This is a genomic window from Anaeromassilibacillus sp. SJQ-5 (assembly GCF_054108045.1).
This window is the reverse complement of sequence record NZ_JBPJWQ010000001.1, coordinates 2,562,396-2,574,789: the sequence shown is the minus strand read 5'-3', so window position 1 is coordinate 2,574,789 and position 12,394 is coordinate 2,562,396. Positions and strand designations below refer to the sequence as shown.

15 protein-coding genes are annotated in these 12,394 nt (G+C 53.9%); 13 read left to right on the top strand and 2 right to left on the bottom strand.

Going from position 1 to position 12,394, the window contains the following annotated elements; all coding sequences use genetic code 11:
• Window positions 1-3 precede the first annotated feature (3 nt).
• From ACSAMM_RS11025 to ACSAMM_RS10965, 13 genes are all read left to right on the top strand, one after another.
• Window positions 4-369 (top strand): hypothetical protein, encoded by a 366-nt coding sequence (locus ACSAMM_RS11025; RefSeq protein WP_178721263.1) that lies wholly within the window; start codon window positions 4-6, stop codon window positions 367-369.
• 169 nt (window positions 370-538) lie between these two features.
• Window positions 539-1,279: a phosphoadenosine phosphosulfate reductase domain-containing protein gene (locus tag ACSAMM_RS11020; protein ID WP_457792181.1), complete on the top strand. Its 741-nt coding sequence runs from the start codon at window positions 539-541 to the stop codon at window positions 1,277-1,279.
• 47 nt (window positions 1,280-1,326) lie between these two features.
• Entirely contained in the window at window positions 1,327-2,016 is a 690-nt protein-coding gene (locus ACSAMM_RS11015) for a DUF7168 domain-containing protein (RefSeq protein WP_178721259.1), read from the top strand.
• Between the two features lie 117 nt (window positions 2,017-2,133).
• Entirely contained in the window at window positions 2,134-3,045 is a 912-nt protein-coding gene (locus ACSAMM_RS11010) for a ParM/StbA family protein (protein WP_457791414.1), read from the top strand.
• 3 nt (window positions 3,046-3,048) lie between these two features.
• Window positions 3,049-3,432 carry a hypothetical protein gene (locus ACSAMM_RS11005; RefSeq protein WP_457791412.1) on the top strand — a complete coding sequence of 128 codons (384 nt, stop codon included), beginning with the start codon at window positions 3,049-3,051 and terminating at the stop codon, window positions 3,430-3,432.
• 198 nt (window positions 3,433-3,630) lie between these two features.
• The gene (locus ACSAMM_RS11000) at window positions 3,631-3,876 is read left to right on the top strand and encodes a heavy-metal-associated domain-containing protein (protein WP_457791410.1); all 246 of its coding nucleotides are present in this window, start codon (window positions 3,631-3,633) and stop codon (window positions 3,874-3,876) included.
• 150 nt (window positions 3,877-4,026) lie between these two features.
• The gene (locus ACSAMM_RS10995) at window positions 4,027-4,578 is read left to right on the top strand and encodes a DUF3793 family protein (protein ID WP_457791408.1); all 552 of its coding nucleotides are present in this window, start codon (window positions 4,027-4,029) and stop codon (window positions 4,576-4,578) included.
• Between the two features lie 43 nt (window positions 4,579-4,621).
• On the top strand, window positions 4,622-5,044 hold the full coding sequence (locus ACSAMM_RS10990; protein WP_457791406.1) for a flavodoxin: 423 nt from the start codon (window positions 4,622-4,624) through the stop codon (window positions 5,042-5,044).
• Window positions 5,045-5,297: 253 nt separating this feature from the next.
• Window positions 5,298-5,813: a hypothetical protein gene (locus ACSAMM_RS10985; RefSeq protein ID WP_457791405.1), complete on the top strand. Its 516-nt coding sequence runs from the start codon at window positions 5,298-5,300 to the stop codon at window positions 5,811-5,813.
• The gene (locus ACSAMM_RS10980; RefSeq protein WP_457791404.1) at window positions 5,699-6,637 is read left to right on the top strand and encodes a class I SAM-dependent methyltransferase; all 939 of its coding nucleotides are present in this window, start codon (window positions 5,699-5,701) and stop codon (window positions 6,635-6,637) included. The genes ACSAMM_RS10985 and ACSAMM_RS10980 overlap by 115 nt, the downstream gene beginning before the upstream one ends.
• Window positions 6,638-6,676: 39 nt before the next feature.
• Window positions 6,677-7,492 carry a class I SAM-dependent methyltransferase gene (locus tag ACSAMM_RS10975; protein WP_457791403.1) on the top strand — a complete coding sequence of 272 codons (816 nt, stop codon included), beginning with the start codon at window positions 6,677-6,679 and terminating at the stop codon, window positions 7,490-7,492.
• 32 nt (window positions 7,493-7,524) lie between these two features.
• Window positions 7,525-8,388 carry an alpha/beta fold hydrolase gene (locus tag ACSAMM_RS10970; RefSeq protein WP_457791402.1) on the top strand — a complete coding sequence of 288 codons (864 nt, stop codon included), beginning with the start codon at window positions 7,525-7,527 and terminating at the stop codon, window positions 8,386-8,388.
• A 162-nt stretch (window positions 8,389-8,550) separates the two neighbouring features.
• Complete coding sequence (locus ACSAMM_RS10965) at window positions 8,551-8,718, top strand: hypothetical protein (protein WP_457791400.1); 168 nt, start codon at window positions 8,551-8,553, stop codon at window positions 8,716-8,718.
• An 88-nt stretch (window positions 8,719-8,806) separates the two neighbouring features.
• Here ACSAMM_RS10965 and ACSAMM_RS10960 read toward each other — a convergent pair whose 3' ends face one another.
• Window positions 8,807-10,549: an ABC transporter ATP-binding protein gene (locus ACSAMM_RS10960; protein ID WP_457791399.1), complete on the bottom strand. Its 1,743-nt coding sequence runs from the start codon at window positions 10,547-10,549 to the stop codon at window positions 8,807-8,809.
• On the bottom strand, window positions 10,550-12,364 hold the full coding sequence (locus ACSAMM_RS10955) for an ABC transporter ATP-binding protein (RefSeq protein ID WP_457791398.1): 1,815 nt from the start codon (window positions 12,362-12,364) through the stop codon (window positions 10,550-10,552). It abuts the gene before it with no gap.
• Window positions 12,365-12,394 lie beyond the last annotated feature (30 nt).

Genomic DNA, 12,394 nt, shown 5'->3' with positions numbered 1-12,394 from the left:
ATATTGCACATACATGAATTGGCGGACTACTGTACCTTTGACGAAGTGGCAATCGGCGGCACTCTGCCGGCCACAGAAGAATACCGCGCCTTTCTGAAGCGCCTGCACCCAAAGCAGATGCTGAATATGCGGATTACGATACCACTGTACCGTGTCCGATATTCCTACACAACGCGGCGCGGAAACACCCGGCAGAGCGAGAAATTCTTTTTTGCCACAGCTGGTGAACACGAGGAACTGTCTCTTGAAGTGGAGATGAAGCTGAAGGACTGGTTTGAGGACGAAAACCGGGAGCGGCCTTACAGGGCGGTATCCAACGTAGAAATTCTGGATATCGACCGTGTGGCCTACGCTACGCTCCCGCTGTGATTTTATCCTTTTACAAGATGCGAGCCGCTTCCCTTGTTTAAGGGTTGCCGCGAGGCGTCAGGTGATTGCGCACCGAAACGCCGAAAAAGGTATCGGCCAGCGGTGTAAAAGTACACGCCGGAAAGGATGGACTTTTCCGTTTTCAGCAAAATACTTTGTTGGAGATGGAATGGTGAAGCATATTGTAAGCTGGTCTGGCGGCAAGGACTCGTCGGCCATGCTGATCCGCATGGTGGAAGAGGGTATGCCGATTGATGACATTGTTTTTATCCACGTAATGGCGACACCGACGCTCGGGGGCGAATTTCCGGAGATGTATGAGTACATTCACCGGATGGAACGCTACATCGACCGGAAAATTACCATTGTCCAGTCGGTTTTGGATTTTGATACGGTCTTTCACAGAACCTATCAGAAAGGCAAGTGGGTCGGTAATATCTATGGATTTCCTCGAACATGCGGCGCATGGTGCAACAGCCGGCTGAAGATACGGACAATCCAGAAGCATTATAAAACCTATGGCGAACATATCCGGTATATCGGTCTGGCGGCTGATGAGCCGGAACGGATTGCCAAACTGGAGCCGTTTTGCCGTACTCCCTTAGCTGAATGGGGCATGACGGAGCAGGACTGCATAGGTTTTCTGAAAAAGCGGGATATGCTAAATCCCCTGTATCAGAAATTTCGGCGGCTCGGCTGCTGGTTCTGTGTCAAGCAAAGCCTGGGCTCCCTGCGCGTACTGCGGCGGGATTATCCCGAATACTGGGCGATGCTGCTGGAATGGGATAAGGAAAGCTTCCGGACCTTTAAGCCGGAATATACAGTTGCGGATTTAGAACGGCGGTTTTCAATGGAAGACCGGCAGCTCAAACTTGCTGCGGCTGATGAGGCGCCATTGAAGGCGGCATGAATCGCTGAGACTTAACAATAAACAGAATGATAAAGGAGAGATGCTCCATGGAAATGAATTACAAAGCAAAAATCAAGAAGCTGCTGGCGCTGGCTGAAAGTCCTGTGGAGGCAGAAGCCCAGGCGGCTTTGCTGAAAGCCCGCGAACTGATGGCAAAACACAAGCTTTCGGAGCGTGATCTGAAAGATGTGGGCAAGCGGGAAGTTAGAGACGTCGAGCTTGAAATCACCTGCAGCAAGCGGCGTGATCCGTGGATTGTAAATCTGTCAGGGGTTATCGCGGAAAATTACTGCTGCCAAGGCTATCGGCGGCATTCGCCAGGAAGCCAGACACAGCGCATGGGCTTCATTGGATTCGAGGATGACGTGGAGATTTGCGCTGCAATTTTCAAATATGCTGTGGATTGCGTTCTGGCGAAGATAAAGAAAATCAAGAAAGAATACAAGCAGTATGGACTTCGAGCTGATTACATCAAGAGAATGTGCGACAGCTATGGGTACGGCTTCGTGAGCGGTACAGATAAGGCTTTCAAAAGGCAGCAGGAAGAAAAACAACAGGAATGGGGACTTGTGCTGGTGACGCCCAAAGAGGTACAGGAAGCATCAGCGCACTGGAGCAAACGTGGGTTTAACGCACGTGCAGCTCAAAGCGAAAACCTCCACATGAGCGCATTTAACAGCGGATATGCGGATGGCAAACGGTTTGACCCCAAGCACAGATTGAATGCGGGCGCATAGGTTACAAAAGGCATTGGTGGGAGCAGAAGATTTCTGCTCCCATTCTTTTTTGTTGAAATAACACGCATTCAAGTCGTATTAAATAAGTATAAACCAAATTTCAAAGGAGTTAATGCCATGTTAATCAGTATCGACCATGGAAACAAGCAAATCAAAACCATCCACAAAACCTTTACTTCCGGCCTGTGTGAAAGCGACACACGGCCGCCGTTCGGCCGGGATGTTTTATCCTACAACGGGAAGTATTACACTCTGTCCGATCAGCGTATCCCGTATATGCGGGACAAGACCACGGATGAGCGTTTCTTTATCCTTACGCTCTTTGCTATCGGCTTTGAACTGCGGCGGATGCTGCCGTCGGAAAAAACGGTCAGCATTCAGTTATGCGTCGGACTGCCGCCTGCCCATTATGGCACGCTGTATCGAAAATTCGAGCAGTATTTTCTTGATCGGGGTATACTCGATTTTCAGCTCGACGAAGAGACTTTTTCCGTACATATCACCGAAGCCGAGTGTTTCCCACAGGCTTATGCGGCGGTCATGCCTGTCTTCCAGAATCTCAGGCAGATGCCCAAGGCGGTGATTGTGGATATCGGAGGGTTTACGGCGGATTATCTTCAAATCAAGCATGGAGAAGTAGATCTTTCGGTCTGCGATTCGCTGGAAAACGGCGTCATTGTCCTTTACAACCGAATCCGTTCCAAAATCAACGCGGATTTTGATATGTTGCTGGATGAATCGGATATTGACGCTATTCTAATGGACAGTACGCAGGAGTATGTCGAGCCAGTCTGCCAGATTGTCCGGGAACAGGCGCAGCTTTTCATCGATGACCTAGCCGGCAAGCTGCGGGAGCGGATGATCGACCTGCGCTCCGGTAAGACAGTTTTCGCGGGCGGCGGGTCTATCCTGCTGAGAAAGCAGATTGAAGCGTGCAGCAAAATTGGCCCGGCTCTTTTTGTGGATGAGCTTTCAGCAAACACCAGGGGATATGAACTGCTGTACCGGGCTTCCAAACTTGGAGGATAGCCTATGGCGGAAAAAAAGGAACAGAACAAATTTACCATCCAGTTCAATGCCGCTGATCCGTCCCACCGGCAGGTTGCTGATCTCCTCAACCAACAGGGGCGGCGCAAGGCGCAGTTTCTCGTCAACGCCGTCCAGCACTACCTGCACTGTCCTGAAACACCGGATATTCCCCAGCCGGCGCCGGTGGATATCCATACCATCGAAGATATTGTCCACCGTATTGTAGAAGAGCAGAAAAAACTGGCTCCGAAAAAACAGGAGCCGGTAAAAGCACGATCATCCAGCCCGCAGATTGAAAATTTTTACGATGATGATTCAGAAGAACAATTGGGCAAAGAGGGACTGACGGCTATCGCCCATACAATAGCCGCATTCAGGAAAGGCTAAACAGGCATCTGTTTAGCCTTTGTAAATACCAGTATATTTGTATTACGGCAGTCCACCATACAATGTCAATTCCTACGCTGCGGACGGTGCGTAAACCACTTGACAAACAGGAAAGAAAACACTATAATAAATTCAGTTAGCACAAACTAACTAAAAACGAGTCAATAACCAGTAAGCCCAAATCGGGAGGAAAGCACCATGTGGAAATATACAGTCGAAGTCAACGGAATGATGTGCGGGATGTGTGAGGCGCATATCAATGACGCTGTACGCAAAGCTTTCCCTGTAAAAAAAGTGAATTCGTCCCGCGGTAAAAAGCAGACTGTAGTTCTTTCCGAAACGGAACTGGACACAGCGGCGCTTGCGGACGCTATCCGCAATACGGGATATGAGGTCGGCGAAATTCAAAAAGAGCCGTACAAAAAGAAAGGGTTATTTGGTTAAATCCTGCAATACGAAGATTCGGAAAAAGGCGTTACCAAGAATTTGCCTGCCGTTTTTCGCGCCGCATTTTTTTGCGCATAAGTTAGTCTATGCTAACTTATGCGCAAAGGAACGGTTGCTTTTGCCGTAAATTACGAAGGGAAGGTGTCCATGTCAGAATATTTAGTGATCCGTCATTGTTCCCCCACCCTGGCGGGGATCAAAACCGGCAACCTGTTTTCCTGCGACTGTCCATGCAGGAAAGAACTGACGAAGGCCTTATCCGGCTTAAACCGAAAACTGGTTTCCAGAGGGATCCGCATCCTGCCGCTCAGGGTTTGCAGGGGGCGCGCTCTAATCTATGCCTACCGCCCTCATGCGCTGGAGAGTGATTTGGCGGATCAGCACGCCAGGGAACTGCTTCTGCAATACGGCTACACGCCGGAAAATCTCAACGCCTGTGTACTGCACCTGATTCGCCGTCTTCGGACTGCGGATGAATTTCCTCATGAGATCGGATTGTTTTTGAGTTATCCTCCCGAGGATGTTCTGGGATTTATCCATAACAAAGCCTGTAACCACAAGTGTCTGGGTTGCTGGAAAGTATATGGAGACGAGCAGAAAGCAAAAAGCACTTTTGAAAAATATAATCTGTGCAGCAGGATTTATTTTCAACAGTGGCAGCAAGGGAAATCCATCGAGCAGCTTACTGTAGCTGGTTGATGTTTCTACCATAATAGATCAGAGAGAAAGGTTGTTTTGTCTTATGAGTAAAGTTGCAGTTGTTTATTGGAGCGGTACCGGCAATACCGAAGCTATGGCGTCAGCCGTCGCGGAAGGCGCCAGAGAAAAGGGCGCAGAGGTGGCCCTGTTCACCGCCTCCGAATTTTCGGCAGAGCAGGTCGGCAGTTACGGTGCTATCGCCTTTGGTTGCCCTTCTATGGGGGCGGAACAGCTGGAGGAGAGCGAATTTGAACCGATGTTCGCCGGCTGCGAGGGAGGCTTGCGCGGAAAGAACATCGCCCTGTTTGGCTCCTATGGCTGGGGTGACGGAGAATGGATGCGCAGCTGGGAGGAACGCTGCAGCGATGACGGAGCCAACCTTGTCTGCGACAGCGTAATTTGCAATGAGGCGCCGGATGACGACGCCTTGACGGCGTGCCGTGAGCTGGGCGCAGCACTGGCTTAAAAAGAAAACGGATGCAGCGGCGGGAGGCAAACATATCGTCTCCTGCCGCTGTGCTGTTTTGGTGAAAAATGCTTTTAATAAGGAATGATAGGATGAAAATAAGTGGAATTGAGCAAAGTGGTATTCATCTCAGAACAGACGGAGAAGATTATGGAAGCTGAATGTCTGCCCCTATATTCTATCTTCTGGCTAAAATCGCCGACGGGCCGCTGCATTTGCAAATCGTGCGGATGGAATTTAAGGAGGTGCCCCGATGAACTGGATGCGGACGATATTGGACGGATTTGCCATGGCAGCCTATTTTAACCTGTTCGCCGCTACCGTGGCGCTGTATAACCCCCGGCTGATGTTTCCTAGCTATCCGCCGGCTATTATCAGGGACGCGCCGGAACCGCCCACAAAAGCGGAGAACCGCTTTTACTGGCTGTGGATCTGTTTTGGGGAGCTGCTGCCCCTTTTGATCTACGGCGCAGTCAGCATGGTGGAAGGCGGCACGCAGGGGTTTTGGCAGATGGCGCTGACAGGATATATCCAGTGGATGATGGTAAACCTGTGCGACCTGTTTTTTCTGGACATCTTTCTCATCCAGAAAAAGGCGAAGCGCCGTTTTGTCATTCCCGGTACGGAAGGGCACCCCGGCTATGGGTTCAAGGCATGGATGAAAAGCTACGCCCTGCCGGAACATCTGCTGCAATGGCCGCTGATCCTCTGCCCCCTGATGGCGGCGGCGCAGGCAGGGCTGGGAGTGCTCATGGATATGCTGCGGTAGGAACAATAAGGAGGGATATTATGCCGGAATTCAACGCTGTAGAGAACACTTTGTTTATTCCAATGCTGGGCAGGATCTACGCAAGCGAGCATTTTCAAAACATTTTGTATGATGAAAAGGCCCTATCATTGAAAGATGTGCTGCCAAAAGGCCTGGCGGAAACAGGTTCCCAGAGCCAGTACACCCTGCTGGCTTCTGCTTCCCGTTCCGCCAATATGGACCGGTATATCCGGGACTTCCTCCGCCGCAAACCAGACGGCGTAATCGCGGAACTGGGGTGTGGACTGGAGACCACCTTTTACAGGAACGACGATGGGCATACCCACTGGTACGCTGTCGATTTGCCGGATGTCATGGAATATCGAAAGACGTTGCTCCCGGAACCGGAACGGCAGGCATACTTTGCCGGCGACGCCTTTTCCGATGGCTGGATCAGGCAGATTCGTATCGATGCACCGGATGCGCCGGTGCTGGTTACTGCCGGCGGTCTGTTCCACTATTTTGAAGAGGAAAAAGTGCTTGCCCTTCTGCGGATGCTGCAAAGCTTCGGAAATATGGAGCTAGTATTCGACAGCGTGAACAAAAGAGGAATGGATATGATGCGGAAGAAATACATGAAGCAGATGGGCCATGCCGACGCGAGGATGTTTTTCTATGTGGATTCTGCGGCGGAGCTTGCCCGGAAAATTGGCAGTGATGCCTGCGCCATTACGGAGGAGCCCTATTACCGGCATATCGGCAGGACCGGACTGAAGCTTTCCACAAAACTCAGCATGAGTGTATCCGACCGATTTTGTATGGTGAAGATGGTGCATGTGGAATAAAACAAGAAGGATTTAACTAAGTAAGGAGATGATCGTATCATGCAAGACAGCAATTCCCGACAGGCGGCAATCCGTCTTGGCACTCACGGCGAGGACTATGGAAACTGGATGTCCAATCCGGTATTTTATATGGTTGGCGGGCTTCTGGCTCTGGCAGTGGCGCTGGCCGTACTGTCGTTCACGGTGTTCCGCCTTACAGTGCTTGGCGTGATATTCGTTATCACCGCAGCCATATTCCTTGTGCTGCTTGGCTGGATCACCTGGATCCGGCGGCAGTATGCCTTCGGTGGGGGCGGTATGATGGAACGGGTGCATCACACCATCCTTTCTCATTTGGATTACGACGGAAAGGGTACGCTGCTGGATGTAGGCTGCGGCTCCGGCGCGCTGACCATCCGGGCTGCCCTGACGTGGCGGTCGGCAAAAGTAACGGGCATCGACTACTGGGGCGCGGCCTACGGATACGGCCAGGCTATGTGCGAGAAAAACGCCGCCAGTGAAGGCGTGGGTTCCCAGTGTACCTTTCAGCATGGTGACGCCAACAGGCTGGATTTTCCCGATGAAAGCTTTGACGCCGTGGTGAGCAACTATGTCTACCACAACATCACCGGGGCGGATAAGCACGAACTGTTGCTGGAAACGCTGCGGGTGCTGAAAAAGGGCGGTGTGTTCGCCCTGAACGATGAGATGAAGCCCCGGATGTACGGAGATATGGAGGCTTTCGCGCAAAGGCTCCGGGATATGGGCTATCAGGAGGTGCGGCTGATCGATACCGCGAAAGAAGCCTTCGGTTCCCGCCGCCGGGCGGCGCTGATGATGCTGGGGGATTCCAGGTTGCTGGTGGGAAGGAAGTAACGCGGGCGAAGCATCTATTTCGGGAGGAAAACATGAGCTTGGAGGAGTTCCGCCGGAAGTATCCGGCGCAGACAATGACCTTGGGCAACGGGAAGCCATTTACATACCGTTATTACAGAAATCCGAAGGCGGCCGCAACGGTCGTTTTATTGACAGGCGGGATCGGCCTTTCCGATCTGTTCTACCGGCATTTTGAATGGTTTGCAGGGGATTTTTCCGTATTGACCTTTGATTATCAGATCCAATTTGCCGACAACGGCGAGTTTGCCGGCACCGTGGCAGAGCTGCTGCGGCGGCTTAAGGAAAAGGCCTGGCTGGTAGGCCAGTCCCTGGGCGGCGTGGTGGCCCAGGTCATTGCCTCCCGCCACCCGGAAGTGGTGGAGGGGCTGGTGCTTTCCAACACCTGCTCCCTGGCAAAGGATATGGGCGATGAGGCATACAGCCATCTGAAAAAGATGATGGAAAGCCAGAAGAAGTCCAAAAAGCTTTTATCGGTTCTTCCTTTCTCCCTTTTCAAGCGCATGATGAAATGGGCGGTGATGAAAAAGAAAACAGACGGTTTTACCCGGCGGGAGAAAGCTATCATGGAAGAGCTGTGCGGCGCCATGCTGGAGCTGCTCACCAAGCCCTATGAATACCACATGATCGACTTTCTCTGCGATGCGGAAAACTATTTCGGTATGACAGAGCAAGACTTTGCCAGGTGGGACGACAAAGTCCTGCTGATCCTGTCCGAAGACGATATCACCTTCAACCAGGCCTGCAAGGATGCCCTGATTGCCATTATGCCAAACCCTACCGTTGTCACAAACCTGACCGGCGGGCATCTGGCGCTGATGGTCCGGCTGGAGCGGTATGCTGAACTTGTGACGGAGTATATCAGGGAGCGGATATAGGGAAAAACACCGCAATCATGCAAAACCCGCAGGATAGAGGAACCAATGAAGTAATGCAAAAATACTGACCTATACCAAGTGAACGTGAAATAGGAAAACTCTATTCCATAATAATTTCTATCACTGTAACGATAAAACTTAATTTTAGGAGGTGAATCGTATATGAAAAAGTTTAGAACTGTTGCCTCTGTTATCACAATGGTTATTGCTGGAACAGCCGGTTTCTTTATTGGTGCGGCTTTGAATAACGCGCTGGGCGGGGCAATTCTGTTTTCGATGATTGCCGGGATTGCCTGTGTGATTTATACAATAGACAATCAAGAGAAATAAGACCCGCAGGAAACGAGGAAAAATCTCTTTCCTGCGGGTCTTATTGATATGCTTGCAATATAAAGCCTGTGCCGTATACGGAAACCGTTTATCCCAGCTTCCAGTCGGCGCTTTGCCGCTGCAGCTCTACCATCCGGCGGAACAGGCCGCCCTTTTCCATCAGATCCGATGGGGAGCCCTGCTCCGCTACTTTGCCGTCGGCCAGGACAACGATTTTGTCCGCCGCCTCCACGGTGCGCATCCGATGGGCGATGACCAGCACCGTCTTGCCGGCCAGCAGGCGGGAGAGCGCCCCCTGCACCTTGGTTTCGTTCTCCACATCCAAACTGGCGGTGGCTTCATCCAGCAGGATGATAGGCGCATCTTTCAGCAGTGCCCGGGCGATGGAGATGCGCTGGCGCTCCCCGCCGGAGAGCTTGGCGCCGTTTTCCCCGATGGGGGTGCCGTAGCCTTTGGGCAGCCTGCGGACAAACTCGTCGCAGTTGGCGGCTTTGGCGGCGGCAAGCACTTCCTCGTCGGTGGCTCCGTGTTTGCCGAGACGGATGTTTTCCATCACCGTGTCGTCAAACAATACCACGTCCTGAAACACCATCGAGTAATCACTGAGCAGCACTTCCGGGTCCACGGTGGAAATGTCCACGCCGCCCACCTTAATAGAACCCCTGGTGACATCCCACAATCTGGCGGACAGCCTTGCGCAGGTACTCTTGCCCGAACCGGAGGGGCCGACCAGCGCCGTGATTTCCCCCTCTCTGGCGGTAAAGCTGACGTCTTGCAGGACGTCCTTTTTGTCATAGGCAAAGCCCACATGGTCGAATACGATATCGTGGCCTTTCGGCTTAAAGGTTTCCGACCCCTCCGCCGCAGGCGTGTCGTAGATCTCATTCATGCGGTCGGACGATACCTGGGAGACGAACATCTCCGCAATCAGGGCAAGGCTCTGGTCAAAGGGAGCGTAGATGCGGGTGATGACCAGCAGGAACAGGAACAGCAGCATAAAATCGATCTGCCCGGAGAGGATCAGGCTTGCGCCCACAAGAATGGTCGTCGCCACACCCAGGCGCATGATGACGCTGGCGGCGTTGACGAACAGGCCGGTGGAAAGCTCGCCTTTGATCATGACCTTTTCATGGTCGTCAATTTTCTTATTAAGGCCTTCCAGATACCGTTCCTCCTGATTGGTGGCGCGGATCTCCCGCACATTCTCCAGCGCCTCCTGAATGCCGTCGGAGACCCGGACGGCCGCTTTTTTCGTCCGCTCGGAGGCGCGGGCGGCCAGCTTCCTGCTGCCGAACAGCAGTCCGAAAGCCACCGGCACGCCCCACAGGCAGGCGATGGCCAGACGCCAGTCGTAAATGAGCAGGCAGACGGCAATGATTGCCGTGGAGATGTATGCGCCATACAGATACCCCAGCACATGGCTCCAGACGTGCTCCATGCGGTTGACGTCCCCCATGAGGGTTTCGGTGAGGTCGGCCAAATCCCGCTTGCCGAAGTAGCCCAGCGGCAGCTTGCGGAGCCGTTCCGCCAGACGCAGGCGGGTCGTTTTGACCTCGCCGTACACCAGCCCGTAGGTGGCCTTGTACTGCTGCAGATGGGTAATAAAGGACAGCAGGACAAATAAAACGGTCAGGCCGATGGGAAGCCAGACGCCGGGCAGCGGGCTGCCGTCGGTCAGCGCCCCCATAAAGCCGGACATCATCAGGTACAAAACGCCGATGCCGACCATGACGACTAGATTGACGATCACCGTCCAGAAAGCGCCTTTTTTGGTGTTTTTCAGGCCCTGATCGGTCAGGGCGTATTTCCGCTGAAACTTTTTGCTGAACATTTACTTCGCCTCCTTTTCGCCGGTGGAACCGCCTGTCAGCTTCCACTGCACCGCCCGGTTGTAATCCGCCCACATCCGGGCATACAGACCGCCCGCGGCGGTGAGCTCTTTGTGCGTCCCCTGCTCGGCAACGCGGCCTTCCTCCAGAACGATGATCTTATCCGCCCCGACCACGGTAGACAGGCGGTGGGCGATCATGATGACGGTGCGGCCGCGGGTCAGCACGGCAAAGGCCTTCTGAATTAAGACCTCGTTTTCCGGGTCGGCAAAGGCGGTAGCCTCGTCCAGCACTACGATGGGCGCGTCCTTCAAAATAGCCCGGGCTAAAGCAATACGCTGCTGCTCGCCGCCGGAGAGGTAGGTGCCCTCCGTGCCGATCTGCGTGTCGATGCCGTCCGGCAGTTTTTCGAGGATATCCCCGCACTGGGCGGCTTGCAGCGCCTCCAGCACCTGCTCCCTTGTGGCGTCCGGACGGGAAGCCCGGACATTTTCCAGAATGGAAGCCTTAAACAGCCGGCTGTTCTGAAAGACGAAAGCCACCTGATCCATCAGCACATGGGGATCGATCTGCTTTACGTCCACGCCGCCAACCTCCACTGTACCGGAGGTGGCGTCCCAGAACCGGGGGATCAGGCTGGCGGCGGTGGTCTTGCCGCCGCCGGAGGGCCCGACCAGCGCCACCGTCTGCCCCGGCTCCGCTGTGAAGGAAACGTGGGAGAGGGCGGGGACGTCCGAACCGTCATAGGTAAAGCTCACATCCCTGAACTCCACCCGGTTGTCACGGGGCTTCTGCGGGTGGGCAGGCGCTTCCAGAGTCGGAGCGTCCATCACCTGATCGATGCGCCCCAGAGCGGTATGCGCCAGCATCGTCCCGGCGGAAGCAAACATGATGCGGGCCAGCGCCGTGGAGATGATAGCAGAAAATACCGCATAGAAAACAAAATTTGTGATGAACCCGGCGAAATCCCCGCCGGCCAGCGCGCCGGGGGCAAGGAACAGAACGACCGGAACCAGGAAGACAAAGGCCCCCTCCGTAAAGGTCAGATTGACAGACTGCGGCACCCGGCACACCTTGTCCTGATAGTATCCGGCCTTGCTGCTGTAATCCTCAATGGCTTCTTTGAACGCCTTGAAGGAATAGACCGTCTGCTGGAAAATCTTCACCACCGGAATGCCGCGGACATACTCGGTGCCCGCCTTGGTCATCCGATCCTGGGCCGCCTGATATTCTGCCATCAGCTTGGCGTTTTTTCCGCCCATCATGGAGAACATGGCGATGACGGAAATCACCGCCGCCAGCAGGCAGGCAGCGCCCATCCGCCAGTCAAAGACGAACATCAGCACCAGCATCGCAAGGAACATGACGACTGTGCCGACGATGTCCGCCAGATTGTGTGCCAGCAGCGTTTCGGTGTCGGCCGCCGCCGCGTCCAGCCGTCCCCGGATAAGGCCGGAGGCGTTGGCGTCAAAATAGCCTAACGGGGCCTTCATCACACGGGCGACGCCTTGCTTGCGGATGTTGGACGCCGTGCGGAAAGCCGCCAGATGGGTACACATCAGCCCCAGAAAGTAGATCACAATGCCGCCCACCGCAAAGGCAAAGGCCAGCCAGCCGTACTGCGCGACAGATTCCGCCTGCGTCCAGTCCGGCGCCACGGCGATCAGATCCCGCGCCGCCAGCCAGATGCAGATGTAGGGGGCCATGCTCAGCAGCATGGCGATCCCCGACAGGGCCAGGCCCAGAAAGGTCAGCCCCTTGTGGCCGCCCGCATAACGGAGCAGAGCCGCCACATCGTTCTTTTTTCGCTCTTTCATAAAATAACCTCCTCTAATGGTTAGCTGAAA